At 37.8% G+C, this 25,392-nt stretch carries 21 protein-coding genes; 12 read left to right on the top strand and 9 right to left on the bottom strand.

All coding sequences use genetic code 11. The features are described from left to right. Positions 1 to 2: 2 nt before the first annotated feature. The gene (locus AAY42_RS01690; protein ID WP_082433536.1) at positions 3 to 3,017 is read right to left on the bottom strand and encodes a ThuA domain-containing protein; all 3,015 of its coding nucleotides are present in this window, start codon (positions 3,015 to 3,017) and stop codon (positions 3 to 5) included. Between the two features lie 126 nt (positions 3,018 to 3,143). On the opposite strand from AAY42_RS01690, the gene AAY42_RS01685 reads away from it, so the two are divergent. From AAY42_RS01685 to AAY42_RS01645, 9 genes are all read left to right on the top strand, one after another. Beyond that, a complete protein-coding gene (locus tag AAY42_RS01685) occupies positions 3,144 to 3,725 on the top strand; it encodes a YdeI/OmpD-associated family protein (RefSeq protein ID WP_055392275.1) in 582 nt (193 codons plus the stop codon). Positions 3,726 to 3,800: 75 nt separating this feature from the next. After that, positions 3,801 to 7,091, top strand: coding sequence for an amidohydrolase family protein (locus AAY42_RS01680; protein ID WP_055392274.1), 3,291 nt, complete (start codon positions 3,801 to 3,803; stop codon positions 7,089 to 7,091). 32 nt (positions 7,092 to 7,123) lie between these two features. After that, complete coding sequence (locus AAY42_RS01675; protein ID WP_055392273.1) at positions 7,124 to 10,348, top strand: WD40/YVTN/BNR-like repeat-containing protein; 3,225 nt, start codon at positions 7,124 to 7,126, stop codon at positions 10,346 to 10,348. Next, on the top strand, positions 10,348 to 11,076 hold the full coding sequence (locus AAY42_RS01670) for a DUF2490 domain-containing protein (protein WP_055392272.1): 729 nt from the start codon (positions 10,348 to 10,350) through the stop codon (positions 11,074 to 11,076). Before AAY42_RS01675 ends, AAY42_RS01670 begins: the two co-directional genes overlap by 1 nt. A 53-nt stretch (positions 11,077 to 11,129) precedes the next feature. Further along, entirely contained in the window at positions 11,130 to 11,618 is a 489-nt protein-coding gene (locus AAY42_RS01665; protein WP_055392271.1) for a YdeI/OmpD-associated family protein, read from the top strand. A gap of 55 nt (positions 11,619 to 11,673) precedes the next feature. Beyond that, entirely contained in the window at positions 11,674 to 12,489 is an 816-nt protein-coding gene (locus AAY42_RS01660) for a hypothetical protein (RefSeq protein ID WP_055392270.1), read from the top strand. A 115-nt stretch (positions 12,490 to 12,604) separates the two neighbouring features. Beyond that, positions 12,605 to 13,912: an MFS transporter gene (locus AAY42_RS01655; RefSeq protein WP_055392269.1), complete on the top strand. Its 1,308-nt coding sequence runs from the start codon at positions 12,605 to 12,607 to the stop codon at positions 13,910 to 13,912. Between the two features lie 146 nt (positions 13,913 to 14,058). After that, entirely contained in the window at positions 14,059 to 15,336 is a 1,278-nt protein-coding gene (locus AAY42_RS01650) for an RNA polymerase sigma factor (RefSeq protein WP_055392268.1), read from the top strand. 29 nt (positions 15,337 to 15,365) lie between these two features. Beyond that, positions 15,366 to 15,722: a YciI family protein gene (locus tag AAY42_RS01645; protein ID WP_055392267.1), complete on the top strand. Its 357-nt coding sequence runs from the start codon at positions 15,366 to 15,368 to the stop codon at positions 15,720 to 15,722. Between the two features lie 73 nt (positions 15,723 to 15,795). Here AAY42_RS01645 and AAY42_RS01640 read toward each other — a convergent pair whose 3' ends face one another. Continuing rightward, positions 15,796 to 16,446: an OmpW/AlkL family protein gene (locus AAY42_RS01640; RefSeq protein ID WP_082433294.1), complete on the bottom strand. Its 651-nt coding sequence runs from the start codon at positions 16,444 to 16,446 to the stop codon at positions 15,796 to 15,798. 137 nt (positions 16,447 to 16,583) lie between these two features. Here AAY42_RS01640 and AAY42_RS01635 point away from each other — a divergent pair, with 137 nt between their 5' ends. Beyond that, positions 16,584 to 17,129, top strand: a complete 546-nt coding sequence (locus tag AAY42_RS01635; protein WP_055392266.1) for a mechanosensitive ion channel family protein — start codon at positions 16,584 to 16,586, stop codon at positions 17,127 to 17,129. A gap of 125 nt (positions 17,130 to 17,254) precedes the next feature. After that, entirely contained in the window at positions 17,255 to 18,445 is a 1,191-nt protein-coding gene (locus tag AAY42_RS01630; RefSeq protein WP_055392265.1) for an LETM1-related biofilm-associated protein, read from the top strand. 90 nt (positions 18,446 to 18,535) lie between these two features. On the opposite strand, the gene AAY42_RS01625 is transcribed toward AAY42_RS01630, so the two are convergent. From AAY42_RS01625 to AAY42_RS01595, 7 genes are all read right to left on the bottom strand, one after another. Further along, positions 18,536 to 19,291: a LytR/AlgR family response regulator transcription factor gene (locus AAY42_RS01625; protein WP_055392264.1), complete on the bottom strand. Its 756-nt coding sequence runs from the start codon at positions 19,289 to 19,291 to the stop codon at positions 18,536 to 18,538. 16 nt (positions 19,292 to 19,307) lie between these two features. Then, complete coding sequence (locus AAY42_RS01620) at positions 19,308 to 19,643, bottom strand: 2TM domain-containing protein (protein WP_055392263.1); 336 nt, start codon at positions 19,641 to 19,643, stop codon at positions 19,308 to 19,310. Between the two features lies 1 nt (position 19,644). Next, on the bottom strand, positions 19,645 to 19,962 hold the full coding sequence (locus AAY42_RS01615; RefSeq protein ID WP_245625575.1) for a 2TM domain-containing protein: 318 nt from the start codon (positions 19,960 to 19,962) through the stop codon (positions 19,645 to 19,647). Next, positions 19,953 to 20,255 (bottom strand): 2TM domain-containing protein, encoded by a 303-nt coding sequence (locus tag AAY42_RS01610; protein ID WP_055392261.1) that lies wholly within the window; start codon positions 20,253 to 20,255, stop codon positions 19,953 to 19,955. Before AAY42_RS01610 ends, AAY42_RS01615 begins: the two co-directional genes overlap by 10 nt. A 40-nt stretch (positions 20,256 to 20,295) precedes the next feature. Continuing rightward, positions 20,296 to 20,574 carry a 2TM domain-containing protein gene (locus AAY42_RS01605; RefSeq protein ID WP_055392260.1) on the bottom strand — a complete coding sequence of 93 codons (279 nt, stop codon included), beginning with the start codon at positions 20,572 to 20,574 and terminating at the stop codon, positions 20,296 to 20,298. Positions 20,575 to 20,709: 135 nt separating this feature from the next. Next, positions 20,710 to 22,032, bottom strand: coding sequence for a 2TM domain-containing protein (locus AAY42_RS01600; protein WP_055392259.1), 1,323 nt, complete (start codon positions 22,030 to 22,032; stop codon positions 20,710 to 20,712). Between the two features lie 2 nt (positions 22,033 to 22,034). Beyond that, the gene (locus tag AAY42_RS01595) at positions 22,035 to 22,658 is read right to left on the bottom strand and encodes a tetratricopeptide repeat protein (protein ID WP_055392258.1); all 624 of its coding nucleotides are present in this window, start codon (positions 22,656 to 22,658) and stop codon (positions 22,035 to 22,037) included. A 332-nt stretch (positions 22,659 to 22,990) separates the two neighbouring features. Between AAY42_RS01595 and AAY42_RS01590 the strand changes: the two genes are divergently transcribed. Beyond that, complete coding sequence (locus tag AAY42_RS01590; RefSeq protein WP_055392257.1) at positions 22,991 to 25,390, top strand: TonB-dependent receptor; 2,400 nt, start codon at positions 22,991 to 22,993, stop codon at positions 25,388 to 25,390. The last annotated feature ends 2 nt before the right edge of the window (positions 25,391 to 25,392 follow it).

Here is a 25,392-nt window from a genome sequence, read left to right as displayed (position 1 = left end):
TATTATTCTTTTCGCTTTAGTTTTACAGAATTAAAGGCTGTGAGTGGCTGGGAATCGCCTTCACCATTGTCGGTGTAACTTGCCGTCAATACCATAACTTTATCTCCCTGCTCCGGTTTTGGAGTAATTGTTCCCGAAGTAGGTAACGACTTGCGTTTCTTTTTACCCGTATCCGTCAAGGATTGTATGTACCTAACAATCTGAATTGCCTCACTTTGGGTAACATCTGGGTGTGCCGGCATTACCACTTCGCCCCAAATTCCGCCTCCACCAAGAATTATCTTATTTCTAAGATAGGTACTTGCCCGTGGCGTAGTTTTATGCTTAAGGGATACATCTAAATACGATGGTCCAATTGAAGCTTCCTTCTCTTTATGGCAGGTTTTACAATCCAAATTCTGTGTCAAGGCTTTTCCTGATACCACAGATGATATTTGTTGATGCCCTACCGACATTCCAACTTCATCAAGGCTTTCCAAATAATCGACCGCAACAAAAATATTGGAAGCATCAATGGTGTCAGCACCGTCTGGGTCCGTAACCTTGATAGTATATGAAATGGATTTTCCTTCAGTAAAGGTGGAATCTGAATTATTGAGTACAATAGCAATTTCTGGTTTTGAATTCCCGGCATTAACAGCAATATTTTCGCTTTCTTTTTCAGCCCCGTTCGCATCTTTTGCCGTAACTGATAATTTAAATTGTCCCGATTTTTGGTACGTGTAGGACGTTTTTGGGGTCGTTGTTTCCTGGGTTTCCCCGTTTCCAAAATCCCAGATATAGGCTATAGCGTCTTTTTCCTTGTCATAAACTGCAACCTCGGCAGAAATTGTAAGCGGAAGTTTTCCTGAGGTTTTATCCACAGTTAAGCTATCAATCACAGGTGGGCGATTTCCACCGTTATATTCTACATAACTCAACCCAGAATCATGGTTTTGCGAAAACCATCCAGAACCATATTCCAAAAGATACAGACGCCCGTCAGGCCCCATTTCCATATCAATTAAATTGTTCACTTTTATGTCTGACCCAAACGGTTCCATTTTATTAAAGCTACCGTCCTCAAAAAGTGTAACTGCCTTCATCCATCCACGAATCCAATCGTAGATAATCACTTTTTCATCGTAGTAGCCAGGTAGACTCACACTTTTATCATACATATCGGCATAATACGTAGGTCCCGCCATGGCATTCCTGCCTCCTGTTGCCACCTGTGGGAAATATTTGGTTTCTACATAGGGATAAAAGGCATAAGCCGGCATCGCTGGAGGCAATTCGGTTAGTCCTGTATTGTTCCTTGAATTATTTATCGGTTTTTCTGGGTCAAATGCCTCTCCGCTTTCACCGGTTTCATAGTCATAGGCTACATATGGTTTGTTGTCCCCGATAAATAATGGCCATCCAAAATTTCCTGCTTTCCGTGCTTGATTCATTTCATCATACCCGCGAGGACCTCTGAGTTTCAAATCGTCTTTTCTGGCATCTGGACCAACATCCCCCCAATACACATACCCTTTTTTAGGGTCAACCGAAATACGGTAGGGGTTACGATGTCCCATGGTATAAATCTCAGGTCTTGTTTTTTCCATACCTACAGGAAATAAATTCCCCTCGGGAATATCATAACTTCCATCTTCATTGACCTTTATTCGAATAATTTTACCACGTAAATCATTGGTGTTGGCGGAAGATCTTCGCGCATCATATTGCTCGTGGCCTGGAATGTCATTTAAAGGTCCGTACCCCTTACTTACGAATTCAACACCTCTTTCATTAAATGGCGTAGTGTTGTCGCCTGTGGATAAATACAACAATTTATCAGGGCCGAAGGCTATAGATCCTCCTGTATGACAACATATCTCCCGTTGGCTGTCCACGTCAAGAATCACTTGTTCGGATTCCAAATCGAAAACATTATCCTTGAACTTAAAACGTGATAATCTGTTTACCCATTTATCACCAGTTGGCGCGTAAAAGGCATACACCCAATGGTTGGTCTCATAATCTGGGGCTTTTTGCAATCCCATTAAACCTTCTTCGGCATTTACCCCTTCAGCTTCCAATACTTTATGATAAACATCCAAAAGTGCAACTTGACTTACTTTACCTGTTTCGGCAGAATAATGCATTATCTCTCCCCTTCGTTGTGCTATCAGGACATCATTATTGGGCAATATTGTCATTTCCGTTGGCTCATAAAACGTTCCGGTGAGCAATGGCTTTTTAGAAAACCTATCCATATCGGGCGGAATCTGGGTTGTAGCTTTACCATAATCCAAAACCAAATTTTCTCCAATTGCATATTGTATCCCCCCCAGCAAGTGCTTTAAAAACAATTCCTCGGAAAAGCTCTCATCGGTGTGCCCTGCAGCTGTATAAAAAGCTCTTCCACCATCATATTCATGGTACCAGCTCATAGGATGAAAATCCCCCATAGTACCGCCTTCATATGTGCTCTCATCGACAGTGACAAGAACATTTACATTGGTGTTGAACTTATCAAAATTGTACAGTTCGTCTGTTCGAGTCCAAATCGAATCAGTGAAAAAATTGGTTGCTCCAAAGTTTTTATCCTTAATTACAAAATTGGACTCCGGCGTTCCACTTGGATGACTTTGAAAATATCCCCCCACTAACTTGCCGTACCAGCCCCAATCGTATTCGGTATCCATTGCTGCATGGATTCCTACAAATCCTCCACCGGATTGTATGTAGCGTTCAAAAGCCGCTTCCTGTTGATAATCCAATACATTTCCTGTTGTGCTCAAAAAAACAATTGCTGAATAGTTTTTTAGGTTTTCATCCGTGAACAAATCCCCATTAGTTGTTGTATCGACACTAAAATTATTTTCCGCACCCAATTTTTTAATTGCATCAATTCCTGTTGGAATAGATTTGTGTTTATATCCCATAGTCTTGGAAAAAATCAAAATCTTTGGATTACCATCCCTTTTCTTATTACAACTATTAAAAATAAAACCCATAACAATCAGGGAAGCGACTAAAACTTTTTTCATGAATTGATAACTTAGTAAAGAATTATTAGAACTGCTAAAATACATTTCGTGTTTACTTATTCTTTCAAAAGTCAGATATTTTATGATAAAAATTTATAACATAGCGCTCTTTTACTATCACTTTTGATGAAAAATATTCAAGAATACTATTTTAAGGATGATTCTTTATGGCGTAAGTGGCTTCATGAAAATCATAAGCTATCCAAAGGCATATATCTAATTTTTTATAAAGTAAACCATGAAATGGAAAGCATGCGTTGGGAAGAGGCGGTCAAAGTAGCACTATGCTATGGATGGATAGACAGTACTGTGAAAAGTCTTGGAAATGGTAGGCGCAGACAATATTTCTGTCCCAGAAAGCCAAAAAGTGTTTGGAGCAAGGTTAATAAAGACCATATCAAAAATTTAATGGTTCATGGCCTAATGCACGAAAGTGGATTAGAGAGTATAGAAATTGCTAAAAAGAATGACTCTTGGACAGCATTGGACGATGTGGAAAATGGTATTGTTCCAAATGATTTGCAATGTGCATTTGATAAAAATCACCTGGCCTTTGAAAATTTTCAAAATTTCACCAAGAGTCAACGCAAAAGCTATTTGTATTGGCTTAATCAAGCAAAACGGAAAGAAACAAGACTAAAACGAATTGTTGAGATTGTGGAATCGAGTTTGAAAAACATTAAATACCGAAACCCTGGGAGCAGATAATTGCGTTAACAACACGTTAAGAATTTCGACTGCTCTTTTTGGTATCTTTAACCGACTAATTCAACTGACTCAAAAATGAAAAAATTACTCACCCTTGTGGTGCTTTTCGCATCAATTCCCCTATTCGCGCAAGAGAAAGAAAAAAAAGAAGATAAAAAATGGGATGTATCCAACCCAGAAGGGCAATTTAATTACAAAGAGCACGAATTCACTACAAATGAAGGTACTTGGATGAATCTTGATGTAAGTCCAGATGGGAAAAATATCGTTTTTGACCTTCTTGGAGATATTTACATCATGCCTATTTCTGGTGGAAATGCAAAAACACTTAGATCAGGAATCCCTTTTGAAGTACAACCACGTTTTAGTCCAGATGGAACAAAAATAGCTTTTACCAGTGATGCCGGTGGCGGGGACAATATCTGGCTAATGGATGTTGATGGTTCAAATGCCAAACAAGTTTCAGAAGAAAAATTTAGACTACTCAACAATCCATACTGGATGCCCGACGGTAACTACCTTGTGGCAAGAAAACATTTTACCTCACAACGCTCATTGGGGGCCGGTGAAATCTGGCAGTATCATATTTCTGGGGGTTCAGGCCTACAACTGACCAAACGTAAGAATGACCAACAGGATGTAAACGAACCTTGTATATCCCCAGATGGAAGATATCTGTATTATAGTGAGGATGTATATCCTGGAGGCTTTTTTCAATACAACAAAGACCCTAATAAACAGATCTATGCCATAAAACGGTATGACTTTCAGACAGGCAAAACCAATACGGTAACGGGCGGCCCTGGAGGGGCGGCCAGACCTCAACTATCAAGAGACGGTAAAATGCTTGCTTTTGTAAAAAGAGTACGTACCAAAACCGTTCTATATCTACACGATTTACAAACCGGTGAGGAGTGGCCAATTTTTGATGAACTCAATAAAGATCAGCAGGAAGCATGGGCGATTTTTGGGGTGTATCCAAATTTTAGTTGGATGCCGAACAATGAGGAAATTGTATTCTGGAACAAGGGAAAAATTTACCGAATAGCTATAAACACCCAGGAAGTAACCAATATTCCCTTTACAGTTGATGCCAATATCAAAATTGCAGAAACCCTTAGGGTTGATTCTCCTGTGGCACCAGATCAATTTACCGCCAAAGTAATTCGCCATGCGGTTACCTCTCCAGATGAAAAAACTCTTGTATTTAATGCATTAGGGCATTTATGGTCTAAAAAATTACCCAACGGAAAACCCAAAAGGTTGACAAACGATTCCAATTTTGAATTTGAACCAGCATTTTCACCAGATGGAAAAACTATTGCATACGTTACCTGGAATGATGAAGATCTGGGAGCCATACATAAAATTGCCCTGACAGGAGGCGCATCAAAAAAAATAACTACCGCAAAAGGTATTTATAGAACCCCTTCTTTCAGTCCAGATGGAACTATGATTACGTTTAGAAAAGAACCTGGAAATAATGACCAAGGAAGAAGCTTTTCCAAAAAAACGGGTGTCTATATAATGAATCCCGACGGATCCAATCAAAAGTTGATTTCTGAAGAAGGTGAATATCCTATGTTTTCAAAAGATGGCAAACGTATTTTTTATCAAACCGGAGGCACTTATTTTGGTCAATTAACGAAACACTTAAAATCAATTGACCTCAATGGTAAAGATGAAAAAACACATGTGAAGTCAAAGTATGCCAATCGGTTAGTGCCTAGTCCCGACAACCAATGGATTGCATTTACAAATCTGCACAAGGCCTATATAGCACCTTTGGTTCTTAATGGAAAAGAAATCGATTTGGACAATAAAACAAAGTCTGTTCCCGTATCGCAGATTTCGAAGGATGCAGGAATCAATCTAAATTGGTCCAAGGACAGTAAAAAAATCTTTTGGACTTTGGGGGATGAATATTTTGCAAATGCAATTAAGGACAGATACACTTTCCTTCCTGATTCTCCTGAAAAAGTGGCAAAATTAGATAGTGTAGGCACCAAAATTGGATTGATATCCAAAACAGATAAACCTTCTGGACGAATTGCATTCACCAATGCCCGAATTATTACCATGGAAGGAGACGAAGTAATTGAACAGGGCACTTTGATTGTAAATGAAAACCGGATTGAGTATCTAGGTAAATCCAATGAAATAAATGTTCCAAAAAATGCCAAGATTTTTGACGTTTCTGGAAAGACTATAATGCCGGGGATCGTAGACGCGCATGCACATATTGGGGGTTTTAGGTACGGACTCACCACACAAAAACATTGGCAGCTTTATGCAAATTTGGCTTTTGGAGTCACTACCTCACATGATCCATCTGCCAACACTGAATCCATATTTGCGATGTCTGAATTAATTAAAAACGGAGATATGATTGGTCCACGTTTATATTCAACCGGCATCATTCTTTATGGTGCAGATGGGGACTTTAAAGCTGAAATCAATAGCCTGGATGATGCAAGATCAGCAATCCGTAGAACTAAAGCTTTTGGGGCAAAATCGGTAAAAAGTTACAACCAGCCCCGACGTGATCAGCGGCAACAGGTAATGCGAGCTGCACGCGAATTGGGAATAAATGTTGTTCCTGAAGGAGGTTCGACCTTTTATCATAACATGTCCATGATAATGGATGGCCATACCGGAATAGAACATAACATCCCTGTGGCCCCTGTTTACAAAGATGTCACGGAACTATGGAAAACAAGTAACTCAGGGTACACGCCTACCCTAATTGTGAACTATGGCGGCATGAATGGAGAATATTGGTTTTATCAAAAGGATAAGGTGTGGGAAAACGAAAAACTCTTAAAATATACCCCAAGAGGTTTGGTGGATTCACGATCAAGATATCGGACCATGATACCTGATGAAGAATATGAAAACGGCCATATTTTGGTATCCAAAACGGCTACAGCCCTGACTAATCAAGGTGTAAAAGTTAATTTAGGTGCGCATGGGCAGTTGCAAGGCCTTGGTGCACATTGGGAACTCTGGTTGCTTCATCAAGGTGGATTGACCAATATGCAAGCCTTAAAAGCGGCAACCATTAATGGAGCGGAATATATTGGTGCCGGGTCTGATATCGGTTCACTGAAAGTGGGCAAACTGGCGGATTTAATTGTATTGGACAAGAACCCCTTAGAAGATATTCGCAATACTGAAACCGTGAAATATACCATGGTCAATGGCAGACTTTATGATACGGATTCCCTAAACGAAATAGGAAATACGGAAAGTGACCGTGGCAAGTTTTGGTGGGAAAACAATAAATACAATGCAGCTTTCCCTTGGCATGAAGAAGCACAAAGTTTTACAAGGCCAGGCTGCGGTTGCCATATTGGTCATAATTAAATAATTATACTTTTGAATTGAAAAGAATCAGCATGAAAAAAATACTTACCCTTGCGATGCTTTTTGCATCAACCATACTATTTTGCCAAGAATTTTCCATGGACCTTATTCAGGATATGAAGCCAAGAAACATAGGTCCAGGTGGAATGAGTGGGCGTGTTACCGCTATAGATGTTGTAACCACCAATCCAGATGTAATGTACGTTGGAACCGCTTCAGGTGGAGTGTGGAAATCAACTTCAGGTGGAATTAAATGGAGTTCCATTTTTGATAAGGAGGTTACTGCCTCGGTCGGTGCAATTGCAATTCAACAATCAAACCCATCAGTTGTTTGGGTGGGTACTGGTGAAGGAAATCCAAGAAATAGTTTAAATGGAGGGTACGGAATTTACAAATCGTTGGATGGAGGTAAATCCTGGAAATCCATGGGATTGGAAAAAACCAGACATATCCACCGTGTAATTATCGACCCTACCGACCCGAATGTGGTCTATGTTGGTGCGATAGGTTCTCCATGGGGTGTTCATGCTGAACGTGGAGTGTATAAAACCACAGATGGAGGCGAAACATGGAAAAAGATTCTGTATGTAAACGATAAAACTGGGGTAGCCGATTTGGTCATGGACCCAACCAATCCAAATAAGCTCATTGCCGCCATGTGGGAACATAAACGAGACCCATGGTTTTTTAAATCTGGAGGGGAAGGTAGTGGACTTTATATGACCCATGATGGAGGAGATAACTGGAAAGAATTGACAGATGAAGATGGATTACCCAAAGGAGAACTGGGTCGGATTGGTATTGCCATTGCCAAAAACAAACCCAATATTGTTTACGCTTTGGTAGAAGCAAAAAAGAATGCGCTGTACAAATCCGAAGATGGCGGTTTTAAATGGAAGAAAATCAATGACAAAAATGATATTGGTAATCGGCCATTCTATTACTCAGATATTTTTGTTGACCCAGAGAATGAGAATCGTGTCTATTCTGTTTTTACCTATGTAAATTCTTCAGAGGACGGTGGAAAAAATTTCTCCCAATTGATGCCTGCCTATGGGGTTGATAATGGTGTACATCCAGATCATCACAGTTGGTGGATTCATCCTGAAAACGGGCAATTTATGATTGATGGCAATGATGGGGGAATGAATATTACCAAAGATGGTGGTAAAACATGGCGGTTTATCGGCAATCTGCCTGTAGCCCAGTTTTATCACATAAATATTGATAATGAATATCCCTATAATGTATATGGCGGCATGCAAGATAATGGTTCATGGCGAGGCCCTGCCTATGCTTGGAGAGCTCAGGGTATCCGCAATAGCTACTGGCAAGAAATTGCTTTTGGGGATGGTTTTGATGTTGTTCCTGATTTGGATGACAACCAATTTGGGTATGCCATGAGTCAACAGGGTTATGTATCCAGATATGATTGGAAAACAGGAAATAATTATACAGTTAGACCTACACCTCCAGATGCAAAAACCAAATTGCGATTTAACTGGAATGCAGGAATAGGCCAAGACCCTTTTGATAATAGTACGGTATATTTTGGAAGTCAGTTTGTGCATAAATCAACTGACAAGGGCCTGACATGGGAAATAATTTCACCTGACATGACCACCAATGACAAGGAAAAACAAAAACAAAGTGAGAGTGGTGGACTCACCATGGATGCCACTGGTGCAGAAAACCATTGTACCATTTTGGTTATTGAGCCTTCTCCTGTTGAAAAAGATATGCTTTGGGTAGGAACGGATGATGGAAAAGTACATTATACGCAAAATGGAGGCGCCAGCTGGACAGAGGTAACTTCCAATATAAAAGGACTCCCGACAGGAAGTTGGATTCCCCAAATTAAAGCTTCCAAAAAGAACAAAGGAGAAGCTTTATTGATTGCCAATGATTACAGAAGGTTCAATTATACACCCTACGCATATCGAACCAAAGATTATGGTAAAACATGGACTCGAATTGTTGATGCAAGCGATGTGGAAAGCTATACCCTTTCCATAGTTGAGGACTCTGAAAATTCTAATTTGATGTTTTTGGGTACTGATGATGGGCTTTACGTTTCTTTTGATGCTGGGAATAAATGGCAAAAGTGGACTGAAGGTTTTCCAACTGTTTCAGTCAAAGATTTAGTAATCCACCCTAGAGAACATGATTTGGTCATTGGTACTTTTGGACGGGCCGCTTGGGTTTTAGATGATATCCGCCCCTTAAGAGCTCTTGCCAATAAGAATACCATCCTTCAAAAGGATATTAAACTTTTTAATAGTCCCACAGCATATTTGGCCGCTTATCAACAAGCAACGGGAAGCCGATTTGGGGGAGATGCCCTATACAATGGAGAAAACCGCAAATACGGTGCAATGATCACCTATTACTTAAAGGACGGCAAGAAAAAAGAAGAACCCAAAAATGATGATGAAAAGGACAAAGAAGAAAAAGACACTGAATCCGCACCTAAAAAAGAAGAGCTAACAGGAGTACAAAAGAAAGATTCTATTCAATTTGACTTTTTTGATGGAAACAGGTTGATTCGAACCCTGAAATATAAAACTCCAGAAAAATCTGGATTTCATAGAATCTATTGGTCACTTGATGAAAAAGGACCTGATAGACCCTCTAGAAAGATTAGTACGTCTAAAAAGGAACCAAGTGGAATTGAGGTCAAACCTGGTACATATAAGGTAAAAGTTAGTCATGGTATGGTTTCGGACTCTACATCCATTAAGGTAGAAACCGACCCAAGGATAACTGTTTCAAAAGCTGCCACTACTGAGGTTTACAATACTGGAAAAAAATTGGAAGGATATACGCAAATGGCAGCAGATGCAGTAAAACAATTGATAGAAAGCAAGAATTTGGCAAATAAATTCCAAAAGGAGATGAAAGATTTGGACGAAGAAAAATATAAAGACCAAATAAAGGCTTCAAAAGATATCGTAAAACAAATTGATTCTGTTGTGGCGCAATATATAGGCAAAGAAGATAAACGCCAGGGTATTACCCGTAATCCTGAACTAACGGTTACCCAGCGTATCAACACCGCAAGTTGGTATGTTGGTAGTCGAAAAACCGGACTGACCAAAACTGAAAATGATTTGATTAAATTCGCCGAAGATGATTTAAAAACGGCTATTGACAAGACCAACAGCTTTTTTCAAGAAAAGTGGACACCTTATCGAGCATCTGTTGAATCCTTGGATTTATCCCCGTTTAAAGAGACAGAAACATTTAGCATAGACTAATGAGAAAGGTTTTAGGTTTTTTGCTGTTGTTTTTTGCACTAGCTCAAATGAGTGCACAGCAAACTGGTGAAAACGAGTTAGGAGCATGGTACATGTATTTTGGAACCAATAAAATTTCGAAACGTTTCAGTCTGCATACTGAGGCTCAGTTTCGCTATTATGAAACCACCTCAAACTTTAATCAACTGCTCCTACGAACCGGATTGAACTATCATATCAATCCCAATGCTATAGCAACTTTGGGGTATGGTTTCATCGAAACAGATGGCATATTCCAAGATAGTCCAAGTGAGGCGAACTCCAAGGAAAATCGAATATTTCAACAATTTATCTTAAAGAACAAAGTTTGGGAGTTTCTCTTTGAACATCGTTATCGCTTGGAACAGCGTTTCATTGAGGCAAGAGATATCACAAGTGACCCAGAAATAGACCTTTCAAGAACAGAGCACCGTGCACGTTATCGTATACAAATGACTTTACCATTGACCAATACCTTTTTCTTGAATTTTTATGATGAGTTGTTCATCAACCTACAAGATGATCTTTTTGGACAAAATCGTTTGTATGGAGCTCTGGGAATCAATATTACCGAAAATAGCAGCATTCAATTTGGATATCTTCGAAACCAGTTTGCCAATGCAGTTTTTGATCGTTTGCAAATAGGGTTCTTCTACAATCCTGACCTAAGAAGTGTGTTTAAAAAGAAAAAGGTCCAAAAAAGTGATTAATCTGAAATCGTAAATAGTTCTTTTTATAGAACTGTCTTATTTTTAGTTTCCTAATGAGTCTAAAAAGCAAAGTTTTTGAAGTCGCGGTACAGGGAACCCATAACTTGGCCATTCCCGATGATATTGTCTTGCCTTTTCTGGAAAAAGGCTTCAAAAGAGTCCAGGTGGAAGCCAGTTTTGAAGATAAAAGCATTACATTCCATGCAGCCCTTCAGAAGAGACATGGCAGCCATTTTATGATGTTTAGCAAAAACCACCAAAAAGCACTGGGAATTTTTCCCAATGACTATTTTCAACTTCAGTTTTTTGAAGACACTTCAAAATATGGAGTAGAGGTGCCAGAGGAATTTAATGCAGTACTTTATAGTGATCTGGATGCCCATAGAATTTTTGAATCCTTCACTGCTGGAAAAAAACGGGGAATTATATACATGATTTCCAGGTACAAGAATTCCCAAACCCGAATAGACAAATCCATTTTGCTCTGTGAAAATCTAAAAAAAGGCATTCGGGAAAATAAAGATTTGTTAAAACCATTATAGTTTGACATCACCTTCATTATTCACTAACTTTAACCAAAACCTAAAGACACTTACAATGAAAAAAATACAAGCGTTGACAATGGGACTTTTTTTGGTCGCCACCTTCAGTTGCAAACAGGTTAAAAAAGAAGCCAAAGATGGTATGGAGGATGCCACAAAAGAATTGGAATCGGAAGTGGAAAAGACAACCATTACCTTAAGTAAACTTGAAGGTTCACCAGCTTATTCAGATGCAGAATTAGTATTAGAGAGTCCTGCAAATACCAAGATTGACAATAGTGGTGAAATCGATTTCGAATTTGCGGTAAACAACTATGAATTAGGAGCACAGACTGGTGGCCCTAATGCAGATAAATTGGCTAACTCGGGAAAAGGTCAACACATTCACTTTATTCTGAATAATCAACCCTATTCCGCCCATTATGAGCCCACTTTCAAAAAGGAAATTCCTGATGGAGTACATCATTTAGTGGCTTTTTTGAGCCGTTCGTACCACGAATCAGTAAAAAATGAAAATTCGGTAGTCGTTAAAAAAATGGAAATCGGTTCCAACCCCCAAGACTCCTTAGGATTGAGTATGGATGCCCCTACCTTGATTTATAGTCGCCCCAAAGGTGAATATTCCGGAAAGGACACCGAAAATCTATTGTTGGACTTTTTCGTCTTAAACACAACACTCTCAGAAGACGGCAACAAAGTACGAGCTACTATAAATGGTGAAGAATTTACTATAACAGAATGGGCACCCCATATTATAAAAGGATTGCCAATGGGTAAGGTAACAATTGATTTGGAGCTTATTGATAGTGATGGTAATTTAATTGAAGGTCCATTCAATAAAGTTAATAGAAGTGTAATGCTAAAACCTTGACTTAATTACAGAAGAAAATCAAAATTGAAAAAACCACCTAATGGTGGTTTTTTTTTATTCTTAACAATGAGTGAAAAGCTCCAAAAAAACCTACTTTCGAGCTTGAAAATAGACTATGCCCAAAAACCGCAGTTTTATTCTTTTTGAACCAGCCAAAAGCCCCATTTTTTATGGGTACATTATCATGGTCATCGGCACAATTGGTGTGTTTTGCAGCGTGCCTGGCCAAACCATTGGGGTTTCGGTATTCACAGATCCCGTAAAAGATGCCTTGGGCCTTAGTAGGAACCAATTTAGCAATGCCTATATGATTGGCACCATTGTAAGTTCATTGGTAATCGGTAGGGCTGGAGTTTGGTTTGATCGATATGGGGCACGCTATGTTGCCTTTTTTGCCATTCAGGTATTGGCAATTACAGTGCTTTTATGCTCTTTTTCAGCACAAATGAGTGAGTCCATTAAAACTTTGCTGGCACAAGATACTTGGTTAATCCCTTTTTTGTTAATGACCACTTTGTTCTTCCTACTTCGCTTTTCGGGGCAGGGAGTTTTGACCATGGCTTCCCGTAATGTAATCATGATTTGGTTTGATAAGAATCGTGGTAAGGTAAACATGTTTAGTAGTGTGGCCATATCTTTTGGATTCTCCTCGGCACCCCTATGGATAAATACTTTGATAGATTATGGAGGTTGGGAAAATGCATGGCGCTATATGGCATTTGGATTATTGTTTTGTAGCATCTTAATCTATTTTCTATACAAGAACAAGCCCGAAGAATATGGATTGCTTCCTGATGGTCAAAAAGTCGTAAGCCAAGATGAGGCGGATGTTAAAATGCCTATTTATAAGCAGTTTACGCTCAAGGAAGCAATGGTAACCCGTGTTTTTTGGATGTATGGTCTAATGTTGGCCTTCAGTAGTTTTTTTAGTACCGGACTTTCTTTTCATGTGGTCTCCATTTTTGCCAGCCAAGGTTTTCCCAAAGAGGACGCCATATCCATTTTTTTGCCAGGTTCCGTTGTGGCGATTTGTGTTTCAACACTATTTAACTATCTCAGTGATTCCCTACCATTAAAATCATACTTATTCTTAATGTTATTTGGTGGTTTATTGGCAGCTATTGGATTTTTATCCTTGGCCAGTCCAGTAGGTATCCCATTATTGATAGCAGGTTTCGGTATAATGTCCGGGTTTTATGCTGTATTGAATGCAATAGCTTGGCCCCGCTTTTTTGGCAGGGATAACCTTGGTGCCATCACTGGGAAAATAATGAGTTTTTTAATTCTGGCCAGCGCCCTTGCGCCACCAGTTTTTAGTCTGTGTTTTTCTACTTTTGATTCCTACAGTCTGGTAGGCTATCTTGGCCTGGCTTTCCTAACGTTCTTGCTAATCGGAAGCATAAAAGCCAATAATCCACAATAAAATTAATTGCCATAAGCCAATTATTCCTGAAGAAAATTCTCTACTTTGATAAGAATCAGTTTAATGGAAGATACTCCTCATATTTATCCATAATAATTGTATTTTGAATTTTTGAATGTAAGCGGTTTATCAATATTTGGTTTAAAATGAACAATCCCAACTTTACGACAAGCAATGAGCTTACCTCCCACTTTTTTAGAAATGAGTATGGCAAGTTGGTCTCCGTTATTACAGGCTATTTAGGGAATGCCCATGTTGAAACTGCTGAGGACATTGTACAGGAGACTTTACTAAAGGCAACGGAGCATTGGGAAATGAAGGGGATTCCTGAAAACCCTAAGGCTTGGTTATATACAACAGCTAAAAATTTGACTTTAAATGTACTAAAGCGAAAAAAATATCAAAGAGATTATGAATCCCAAGCCAATCAAAAACCAGAAATGGACGAGACTGGTTTCTTTTCTGATGAATTGATTGAAGACAGCCAGTTAAAAATGATGTTTTCCTGTTGCCATCCCTCTATCTCTGAAAACTCACAGATAGCACTTATCCTAAAGATATTGTCTGGTTTCAGTATTTCTGAGATTGCAAACGCCTTTTTTTCAAATGAGGAAACCATAAATAAGCGACTTGTTAGAGGAAGACTGCAACTGAGAAAAATTAAAATTGATCTCTCCCAAAAATTTGATACAGATAAACGGTTGGAAGCCGTTCTAAAGACAATTTACCTCTTATTCAATGAGGGTTATTTTCCAGCAAACAAAAATCAGGTTATCCGTTTTGATCTTTGTTTGGAAGCCATCAGGCTTGCACGCTTACTTGAAGAAAGTACCGTTGTTGGCAATAAAACTGATTGTAGTGCTCTTTTAGCCCTTATGTACTTCAATGTATCTAGATTTGCTTCCCGCGTATCTGATGTGGGTGAAATCATCGATTTAAAGGAGCAAGATCGCTCAAAATGGGATTCTCAATTAATTCAAACGGGAATGTGGTATTTGGATAAAATCACCTCGACCAAAACAATAACCAAATACAATATTCTAGCTACCATTTCTGCCCATCATTGTATTGCCGAAACCTATAATAAAACAAATTGGGAACAAATTTTGTCCTTGTATGATCAACTTATAGTATTGGAAGATTCCCCAATTACACAATTAAACAGAAGTATTGTATTAGCTGAAGTAAAAGGAACGCAAGTGGCTATTTCTACTCTGGAAACATTGGGAGAGGAATCAGATATCGACAATTATTTTCTATATCACTTTACCCTTGCAGAACTTCATAAGACGAACAAAGCCTTCGCAAAAGCACGATTTGCCTACAATCAGGCTTTACATTTGGCCAAAAATCCAAGAGATAAAGAACTTTTGAGAAAAAAATTGGATGAGCTTGTCCTGATTTCACCATCTCAGTTGTCTTAGGGTCAAATTATAATCTTAAATAAAAAATTATGAGAGAATTTCTATTATTAATTCGAAGTGAAGAGGAACCCAAAGCCAATTTATCTCCAGAACAAATGCAGCAGCATATTGAAAAAATTGGAGGGTATTTAAAAAAACTTACGGAAGAAGGTAGAATGAAATCTGCCCAACCCTTGGAAATGAAAGGAACAATGCTATCCTACAAAAACGGGCAAATTGTTGACGGACCTTACAATGAAACCAAGGAGATTATCTCTGGATATTACCATCTCCTGGCAAAAGATTTGGATGAAGCAATAGCCATTGCAAAACAAGACCCAAGATTTGATGAAGGAATTTGGCGGATGGAGGTTAGACCCATAAAACATGTTGAAGGCATTAACTAAGAACAAATAATACTAAAAACGGCTTGAGTTTCCATCAAGCCGTTTTCTTTATCATAACTTAAAGCTGGTATTTTTATAGTTTTACCCCTACTCCAAATCCAAAAATCCATGGGTTAATGTCAACATCCGCACCGACTGTAGCCCCAAGAGCTGTAGTAGCATCAATGGTTGCATCCGTTCCCATAAACATCTTCTTTATATCAACATTCAAAAACCAGGTATCATTTAACATGTAGTCAAACCCTCCTTGAAAAGCAAATCCCAAAGCCGTATCGTAATCAACATTATCAGCAACAGGGCCTTCATCAACTCCATAAAACAAGGTCAAATTCAATCCTGCTCCCAAATAAGGTACCAAGTTGCCTCCTGTAAAATGATATTGACCTGTTAAAGTTGGTGGAAGCAACCATACATGTCCCAAATCTATATCACCAGCCGAAGTTCCAACTGCCTCGACATCGTGTTTTGTTGTGGCCAAAATCAATTCCAACGACCAATTCTCATCAAAAAAATAAGAAATATCCAGTTCAGGTACAACTGCTGTGGAAATTGACGCGTCGCCACCAATAGCTTCAATATCAGCACTCTCATCAGGTGTTACTACGATTCCGCGTAGTCTAAACTGCCATTTACTACCATCAGTATCTGTACCTGAGCTTTGTGCATGGGACAAATTTGTAGATCCTACTACAATCATCAACAAAAAAACAATTACCTTCTTCATACGTGTATGTGTTTTAAATTTGACCAAAATTACCTACCCCTATTTTTAGAGCATATGACCTTTATCATTGTATAAAATTTATATGCAGGAAAAGAGAATTAGGTATTTTGCAGTATCATAAATCAACACCCTTTGTTATGTTAGATGTAATATCATATAAAAATGAAATTATAATTACCGTTGTCTTATTGGCCCTCCTAATCGGCATTAACACGATTACAAAAAAAGCTATTAGAAGATTTGGGAGAACCAGCGCCATTGACATGAACAGTAGAAAAATTATCTTCTACTTGAGTAATCTACTGTTTTATGGAATAGCCATAATTGGAATTACATTGATTTGGGGCGTAAATCTACAAGAGTTTTCCATTTTTATTTCTTCCGTATTGGCAATTGTGGGTATTGGGTTTGTGGCCCAATGGTCTATTCTCTCCAACTTAACCGCTAGTGTCATCCTATTTTTTGGTCATCCACTACGACTGGGCGATAGGGTAAGGGTTTTGGACAAGGATTTTGACTGGACGGGTAAAGTAGAGGACATTAGTGGGTTTTATCTTTTTATGCGCACGGATGATGGTCGTAGAATATCCATCCCAACAAATCTGGTGATTCAAAAGGGAATTGAAATCCTACATAAGGAAAATAATTCCATTGAAAATGGGGGGCCTAAAATCAAAGAATAGAAGGTTTCTTGATGATTGTTTGACATCCAAAAAACAAAAACCCATGCTTTATTGAATTTTGTATGCAAGCAAAGTCGAATAAAGTCCTATAAATTATGTTATTTTGAACGGTAAACATTAACCTAATGAATCCCTCATCATCCGGATGGATCAATAAGTTTGGACATCTGGTCAAAAAAGAATCCATTCACTTTCCGAACTTTGATAGTTTATATCAAGAACTTAAAAGAAACGGATTTATTTATGGGATTCATCTTGATATTTGTTCTTTTATTGATGTTGAACATGAACTCACTGAGGATGAAATAGCTAAGATAAATTTACTTACTGCCCTCTACTTCACTTTTACACTTGAAAAAGGCGAAACGGATTTTGACCTTTTTGTAAACACTGTTTTTAACTATTATCAGTCCCTTGATGTTGCCAAAATATCGTTCTTGAATAAAATTTTGAGCGGTAAACAGACCGAATCCCAGCTTGAAAAACTCTTGGATTCCAGAATTTATCTTGGTGGAACTGCATTCAATAGAGCTTTTGGGAACAGCCTTACCAACTCATTGTTATATGTTGATATTCTGATTTTTCAAATTTATCTACAGGGTTCCCCAAATATTATGAGACATGCACAGCTATTGGAATATGTAACCATCAACATTGCCTATCATGCACTAAACTCTAAGGAAACAAAAAAGGCAGATGATAAGTTGATTCAACTTTTAGACTCTTCCCTTACCTATGTGGATCCGGATAAGGCAAATTTTGATGGTACCTATAGGGATTTATTAAAGTATAATTTCTCCAAATATGCCAAGGACTATTTTTTGGATATGGCGTGTTTGACCATATGGGAAGATAAGTCTTTAGACTATACAGAATCGGAATATATTTTTGGACTTGGAAGTGACTTGGAAAAGTCAAAAAATGAAGTGGAATCGGTGCTGAAATATACCACAGAATTCTTTCAAAAAAACAGTTCAAAAGTTGCCTACTTAAATGACAAAAATTTAGCCTTTCAATTCTATGAAGGAATGCTAAAAAACGTTAGTAAATTAATTTTAAGAAATAGTAAAAGGCTTAAAAAAGAGCTCACCGAAAGTAAAGAACTTGTATCTCTTTTATCAAAATCCGCAGCTAAGGAACTAAACCCTGAAGAGAAGAAAAAAGTTCAAAAACAATTGTTGGACATTTTTAAGACTATTCCTTCCTTGGCCATTTTCATGTTACCCGGAGGAGCTGTTCTATTACCAATTTTTATAAAATTAATTCCTAAATTGTTACCCTCAGCATTTGATGACAATCGAATTGAAGAAAACTAGATGATTTTTCTCAAAAACTTAACTATAAGAAAAATTTATTGTTATTTTTAAATATGTTTAATTATTTGTTAATCATATTATTAATATACATTATTCTAACCATAACTTAAAGTCTTTTACTCGCTCTCTACTAACAATGATTTCTTGTTCGCTAAAGTGATTTAACTTAATTTGAAGCCTAGAATTTGTGTATGAGATGATATCTTTTATGTGAATGATATTTATGTAAAACTTCCTGCTTACCCTAAAGAACTTTTTTGGCGACAGCTCCCCTTCCAAGTTCTCCAGTGTGGTATCCAACAAATAGTTTCTTCCATCTGAAGTTGCTGCGTAGGTACCCTTGTTCTCACTATAAAAACATTCTACCTCATCAGCATTGATGATTTTTAAATGTTGCCCTACCTTAACCGTAAATCGTTTTTTATACTCTCGTTCCAGAGGGTTGACAAGCAACTTTTTTATGTCGTTAAAATCAACAGATATTTTTTGTTTTTCAGGTTTAAAATCCCGGTACTTTTTCACTGCACTTTCAAGCTCTTCATCATCAATGGGTTTTAACAAATAATCGATGCTATTTAGCTTGAAAGCCTGGAGTGCATATTCATCAAAAGCGGTAGTAAAAATGATAGCGCTTTTTACTTCGATACTATCAAATATTTCAAAGGAGAGACCATCCGATAATTGAATGTCAAGAAAAATTAAATCAGGATGTGTGTTGTTAGTGAACCACTCAATTGATTCTTCAACGGAATGAAGCATTGTGGAAACCTCAACATCCAGTTCCAAAAGCAATCTACTTAATCTTCTTGCGGCTGGCTTTTCATCTTCTATGATGATTACGTTCATTTCTACAGTTTAAAAATTAGTAATGTCCAGAGATATCATTCTCTTCTTTTTCCAAAAATTTCTGAATCTGCCCTTTTTCCCATTTTTCCACTAAAGGATGGCTAAAGACCTTTGTAGCGTGGACAATTAAAAATATTCCCCAAATTATGGGTGTAGACAACATATTCCAACTTATCCAAGCTGTTAGGTCAACATTTTCCCCAATGTTATTTTCAAAAAGACCAAAAAAATAGGCCTTAATTCCTAAAAGGATGAAGTTAACTAATATGTAGATTGATAGGTGCGTGTAAAACTTTTTTAGTTGAGACACTCTTTTTTTAGCCCTTTCCACACTTGTCGTTGCTTTTTCCATCCTATTTGAATTTATCCATTTCCTTTTTATCCTCTTCTATATATTTCTGTATTTGTTTTTTCTCCCAATCCTTACCAAAAAAGGGGTTAAAACCAAAGGTTTTGGTTGCGTGGAACGCTAAACCTATTCCCCAGCCAAAAAGAGTCACAAAATGCGGCCACTTCCAGAAATCATCAGTGTTTAAATAAATATTAACGAGTATGAACACATTTACAATTATATAGACCGTGAGATGTACATAAAAACCCTTTAGTTCATCTACCTTCTTTTTAGCCCTCTTCAATTTTTCGTTGTTGAAATCTTCCATTGTTATGTCCATTTTTGCGTTTTCTCATCTTCATCCATCAGCTGTTTGATCTTACGCTGTTCCCAACTTTTACCAAAGAAAGGGTTAAGGTCAAAGGTACTTACGGCATGAAAAAATATTCCTATGCCCCAGCCAAATGCAGCCCATAAAAACCACATATAGCTAAATCCGTTAACCAAATAATTGATTAAGGCCAATATGCTAATTACGAACACATACGTACTAAGGTTTGCATAAAACTTCTTTAGTTTTGCCACCTTTTCCTTGGCCCTAAGGTATTTGGTTTCTTTATTTGAATTTTCCATTTTTTAATCTCTTGGTTGTCTCTTTAAATATACAGATATGTTAGATTCGGTCAGACTCCATATATTCTCTTATTTTTTGTTCTTCCCAGTTTTTACCTAAAATAGGGTTATACCCGATAGTGCAAAACCAATGGCCAATTAAACCTATTCCCCAGCCAAGGGCAGGGAAAACGACCCAAGGGAAACTTGTTGTTCTAAAGTTTAAATAGGCCAAAATCGGAATAACAATACAATAAGCCGCTAAATTTGAATAAAATGACTTGAGTGCTGCTACTCTTTCCTTTGCTCTCTTATATCGAAGTTCACCATTATTTTCCATCCTGTGTTTTTTAGTGATTATTAATTATGGTTCAAACTTCGGGAGAAAACGGTGTTTCCCAAAAAGTAGATTCGCGAACTGTTGTTTTTAAGGGATGAATTGTGAAAGCCCGCCAGAATTTAGATTTTGTGTGTACTAAAATTCCTCACTATCCATAAATTCCTGGATTTTTCGTTGTTCCCAACGTTTGCCCCACAATGGGTTGCGTCCATAAGCTTCAAGACCATGGGCAAGAATACCAAAACCCCAAAACAAGGTTGGAAAGAACGCCCAGAGAAAGTCAGTGGTTCTTAAATTGAGCCACCACAAAAATGGAATTACAATACAATAGGCCATTAAATTGCTATAAAAGCCCTTGATCGCTTCTACTTTTTCTTTTGCCTTTATGTAACGTTTCTCCCCAATATGACTTTCCTGGGTCTCTATCACAGAAATTTGGGCCGTTAGCATAGGCAGTGCTACACTAAATTCTTTTACAGTCTTATTAATGTCTACCTCTCTGTCCGTTAAAATGGCATAGCGCTGTTTAATATTCTGTAGCCCCACCCCACTGCTCTTTTTTACTACTTGCTTTTCTTGCAAGTTATTGCTAACAACTAATGCCCCCTTCTTTTCAATAACTTTTATATGTAATGGTCTAGTAGGAGTTACCACATTGTGTTTTACCGCATTCTCCAAAAGCAGTTGCAGAGAAAGTGGAACGATCATAGCTTCAGGATTACTGGATTTTTCTGGAATCTCAAAAACAATGCTATCCTCAAATCGCATTTTTAACAATCGTACATAGGTTCTGGCAAAATTTAGTTCTTCATCCACTGTAACCAAATCTTTATTTTTCTGTTCCAATACATATCGATATACTTTGGATAAAGAAGTGGTGAATTTTTGTGCTTGGTGGGGATCTTCCTCAATCAGACTGGTTAATACGTTTAAACTATTGAATAAAAAATGTGGGTCTAATTGATTTTTTAATGCATCAAAACGTGCCGAAGCCGATCCTGCAATAATTTTTTGTTTTTTGACCTCCTTCTTTTGAAGTGCCCTGTAAAAATAAAAGGCATGTGTGAAAAGAGAAGCAATAACAGTAATAACAATGGCTATTATATATGACTCAAGTGTCTCCTGCTCAAGAAATTCACCAATAGAAAGTCCTACATAATAAAAATGAACCAAATATCTTAATACCCCAAAGGTTATGATGGTTAAGAAAAGAGAACCTATAGCACCTATCCACAAACGTTTTTTAGGGTCTTTCTCCCAAGAATAACGGATGTTCATCCCATCATAGTAATAAGAATTGACAGCCGTCAATCCAAACGAAAAAATAAAACTGATAATTATATCTCTAGTGATGCTATCATAAGAGTAATCGCCATCCCCAAAAATAAAAATGCTTAGGATGGCGACAAATATGGTAATCAGTAAGGATACTTTTATAACCTTTAAAAAGTTCTTCATATTTAAGACTTACATTGCTCGAGCACTTGTTCTGCCCTATCCTTTCCCCATGAAGGATAAAATGGTGTTTCATTGCTAAAATTAGCAAAAAGTTCTAAGGCTCTTTCCACATCTTTACAATAAGGGGCGGTATCCTTCCCAAAATATCGTGCACTTCCCATATCCCATTCCGCTTTAGAAAAAACAACTCTAGGGTTTTCTGGGGCAATTTCCAGAGCTTGCTGATATAACTGTACATTCTTTCCAGATAATGTCATTCCATAGGTTGCACCATCAAAAGAAATCCAAGCGGTGTTTATCATGGCTTCTAAAACTAAAATTTCAGGGTTATCAGGTGAAATTGCCTTGGCCAATTCCACAAATTCCCTTGCCTTTTCCAATTGCTTAGATAATTTTTCAAAATCCTTTTCTCCAAAGGAGTAAATGGTATTGATTTGAGCCACATAATAATGAGGAAGCCAATTATCCTGCTCCGCCATGGCAATACGTTCAAAAAGGTTGGCAGCTTCAATAGGCTTTTGATCGCCCCATAGGTGGAAAGCCTTGTCCATTCCTTTAGTATACTGATCCTGAGCGGTTAATGTTCCGATTACTAATAAGATTAAAATTTTGGCCAATGTTTGCATAACTGTTTGTTTTGATTGTTATTGAAGCAAAATTGAGTCAGAACTAAGATTTTCACCAGAAAGAATTACCGAACCGTACTTTTTTATGGATGGACTGTAATTATGATCACTTCAGTTTATTTTAAAAAAAATTACTACTCAGTCTCATCTCTTTTTACTACAATTCGCACACTATCAATTTTTTAAATTTCATTTTTTTATAAAATGAAGTCCTTTCATTTCTTCAGAAAAAAATTTCTTTTCTGTTTGATGCAACCTTTCCAAATACCACATGTCATTAAAACAAATAAATCAACAAAAGGTTTGAACATAATCATTAAATCAAAAAACGAATGAAGAAAAAAAAGGATAGGTATGCACCAATACAATTATTGATTGGCCTGTGTATTCTATTGGGTTCAACGGTAATCCAAGCACAAAACAGTTTTACCATTAGTGGAAATATAACCGACAAAATGAACGGGGAAACACTTTTTGGAACTTCCATCTTTTTAAAGGGAACAACCATTGGCGCAGTAACCAACGAATATGGATTCTATTCCATTACGGCACCCAAAGGTTCCTATACCATGATTGTCTCACACATGGGCTACAAGGAAATAACAATGGAGGTGGTTTTAGACCAAAACCAAAAAATAGATGTGGAAATTCAAGAGTTTTCAACGCAATTGGATGAAGTAGAGGTAACAGCGGAAGAACCGGAACGTGCCATTTTAAGAAAGCCCGAAATGAGTGTTTCCAAATTGAACATAAAAACGGTCAAGCAAATGCCCGTTGTATTGGGCGAAGTGGATATTATAAAATCCTTACAGATTTTACCCGGAGTAACCAACAATGGTGAAGGGTCCAGTGGTTTTCATGTGCGGGGAGGTGCTGTTGATCAGAACTTAGTCCTATTGGATGAGGCCATCATTTACAATACATCACATATGTTGGGATTCTTTTCGGTCTTTAATGCAGATGCAGTAAAAGATCTTAAACTGTACAAGGGTGGTATTCCAGCAAAGTTTGGTGGTCGTGTTTCATCGGTATTGGACGTACGACAAAAAGACGGAAACAACAAAAACTTTGCACTAACAGGTGGAGTTGGGGTAATATCTAGCAGGCTTGCTGCGGAAGGACCAATGTTCAATGAAAGAGGATCCTTTTTAGTTGCAGGTAGAGGTTCTTATGCACATTTGTTCCTAAAATTGGCAGGAGAAAAAAACAGTGTTAGTTTTTACGATCTTAACCTAAAGACCAACTATAGTTTCAATGAAAACAACAAGCTATACATATCTGGGTATTTTGGGAGAGATGTTTTTGATTTTGATGGGTCGTTCAGTAGTAGTTATGGTAACGCATCAGGTAATTTAAGATGGAATCATATTTTTAATGATAGATTATTCTCAAACCTGTCCTTGATTTATAGCAAGTATGATTATGAGCTGGGCATTACCGATTTTGAGTTTGACTGGATTTCATCCATCAAAAATTACAATGCTAAGTACGATTTAAAATATTATTTCAGTGATGCTTTTAAATTAGACTTTGGAATAAGCACCATAAAATATGAGTTTGATCCAGGACAAATTAAACCTACAGGGCCAAATTCCGCAATCAATGAATTACAATTAGACAAAAAAAGAGCTCTAGAGAGTGCCGCATATATTAATGCCGAACATAAATTAACAGATAACTTAACGGCACAATACGGCGTTCGGTTCAGTCATTTCAATCGCATGGGCGGACAACCTATATCAGAATACGCCAATGACCAACCTTTGGTCTACAACAACACTTTGCAATTTTATCAAAGAACCGATCCAATTGGCGAAACCAATTATGACAAAGGTGAGAGTATTAAAACGTTTAGCAACTTTGAACCCCGTTTATCCTTGGCTTATCAACTCAACGATTACTCCTCTGTTAAGTTAGGTTACTCAAGGGCGGCACAATACATTCATTTGCTATCCAACACCTCATCTGTTACTCCGCTTGATGTTTGGACACCAAGTGGAGAATATATAGAACCTCAACTATCTGACCAATATGCTCTGGGCTATTTTAGAAATTTTAAGGACAAAATATATTCTTTGGAAGCCGAAGTGTATTACAAAACTGTAGACAATCGCATTGACTATGTTGATGGCTCTGACTTAATCGGAAATAACACCATTGAAACAGAAGTCCTAAATGGCGAATCAAGAGCTTATGGTTTGGAACTGTTGTTCCGTAAAAATGAAGGGCCCTTTACCGGCTGGGTATCCTATACCCTATCCAAATCAGAACAAAGAACACCTGGGGGCATTGCAGATGGACCTGGTATAAACAATGGCGAGTGGTATAACACTCCTTTTGATAGAACTCACGATATTTCCGTGACCGGAGCATACCAACTCAACAATAAATGGAGTTTTGGTGCGAATGCTATTTTTCAAACGGGCAGACCGGTGACCTACCCCAATGGGCAGTACGAATATGAAGGCATTTCCATTGCCAGTTATTCAGATCGCAATGCCGATAGATTGCCGGCTTATTACCGTTTAGATGTTTCCGCCACTTATAAACCTAACAGAAGACCCGACAAAAAATGGAAAGGTGAATGGGTATTTGGTATTTACAATGTATTGAATAGAAAAAATGCCGCAGCCATATCATTTGGCCAAAATTTTGAAACTGGAGCCAACGAAGCTACCCGGACCGCCATTTTTGGAATCGTTCCTTCCTTGACATATAATTTTAAATTCTAAAT

It is taken from the genome of Flagellimonas eckloniae (assembly GCF_001413955.1).
GTDB classification, from domain to species: Bacteria; Bacteroidota; Bacteroidia; order Flavobacteriales; family Flavobacteriaceae; genus Flagellimonas; species Flagellimonas eckloniae.
The sequence above is the reverse complement of the archived record's forward strand: the minus strand, read 5'-3'. Positions and strand labels throughout refer to the sequence as shown.

Bases quoted from the DNA above. Each gene is read 5' to 3' on its own strand.
- AAY42_RS01610 (WP_055392261.1), bottom strand. From the start codon at position 20,255: ATGGAAAATTCAAATAAAGAAACCAAATACCTTAGGGCCAAGGAAAAG.
- AAY42_RS01600 (WP_055392259.1), bottom strand. From the start codon at position 22,032: ATGAAGAACTTTTTAAAGGTTATAAAAGTATCCTTACTGATTACCATA.
- AAY42_RS01650 (WP_055392268.1), top strand. From the start codon at position 14,059: ATGAACAATCCCAACTTTACGACAAGCAATGAGCTTACCTCCCACTTT.
- AAY42_RS01615 (WP_245625575.1), bottom strand. From the start codon at position 19,962: ATGGACATAACAATGGAAGATTTCAACAACGAAAAATTGAAGAGGGCT.
- AAY42_RS01670 (WP_055392272.1), top strand. From the start codon at position 10,348: ATGAGAAAGGTTTTAGGTTTTTTGCTGTTGTTTTTTGCACTAGCTCAA.
- AAY42_RS01665 (WP_055392271.1), top strand. From the start codon at position 11,130: ATGAGTCTAAAAAGCAAAGTTTTTGAAGTCGCGGTACAGGGAACCCAT.
- AAY42_RS01690 (WP_082433536.1), bottom strand. From the start codon at position 3,017: ATGAAAAAAGTTTTAGTCGCTTCCCTGATTGTTATGGGTTTTATTTTT.
- AAY42_RS01595 (WP_055392258.1), bottom strand. From the start codon at position 22,658: ATGCAAACATTGGCCAAAATTTTAATCTTATTAGTAATCGGAACATTA.
- AAY42_RS01630 (WP_055392265.1), top strand. From the start codon at position 17,255: ATGAATCCCTCATCATCCGGATGGATCAATAAGTTTGGACATCTGGTC.
- AAY42_RS01685 (WP_055392275.1), top strand. From the start codon at position 3,144: ATGAAAAATATTCAAGAATACTATTTTAAGGATGATTCTTTATGGCGT.
- AAY42_RS01590 (WP_055392257.1), top strand. From the start codon at position 22,991: ATGAAGAAAAAAAAGGATAGGTATGCACCAATACAATTATTGATTGGC.
- AAY42_RS01605 (WP_055392260.1), bottom strand. From the start codon at position 20,574: ATGGAAAATAATGGTGAACTTCGATATAAGAGAGCAAAGGAAAGAGTA.
- AAY42_RS01655 (WP_055392269.1), top strand. From the start codon at position 12,605: ATGCCCAAAAACCGCAGTTTTATTCTTTTTGAACCAGCCAAAAGCCCC.
- AAY42_RS01675 (WP_055392273.1), top strand. From the start codon at position 7,124: ATGAAAAAAATACTTACCCTTGCGATGCTTTTTGCATCAACCATACTA.
- AAY42_RS01645 (WP_055392267.1), top strand. From the start codon at position 15,366: ATGAGAGAATTTCTATTATTAATTCGAAGTGAAGAGGAACCCAAAGCC.
- AAY42_RS01625 (WP_055392264.1), bottom strand. From the start codon at position 19,291: ATGAACGTAATCATCATAGAAGATGAAAAGCCAGCCGCAAGAAGATTA.
- AAY42_RS01640 (WP_082433294.1), bottom strand. From the start codon at position 16,446: ATGAAGAAGGTAATTGTTTTTTTGTTGATGATTGTAGTAGGATCTACA.
- AAY42_RS01635 (WP_055392266.1), top strand. From the start codon at position 16,584: ATGTTAGATGTAATATCATATAAAAATGAAATTATAATTACCGTTGTC.
- AAY42_RS01660 (WP_055392270.1), top strand. From the start codon at position 11,674: ATGAAAAAAATACAAGCGTTGACAATGGGACTTTTTTTGGTCGCCACC.
- AAY42_RS01680 (WP_055392274.1), top strand. From the start codon at position 3,801: ATGAAAAAATTACTCACCCTTGTGGTGCTTTTCGCATCAATTCCCCTA.
- AAY42_RS01620 (WP_055392263.1), bottom strand. From the start codon at position 19,643: ATGGAAAAAGCAACGACAAGTGTGGAAAGGGCTAAAAAAAGAGTGTCT.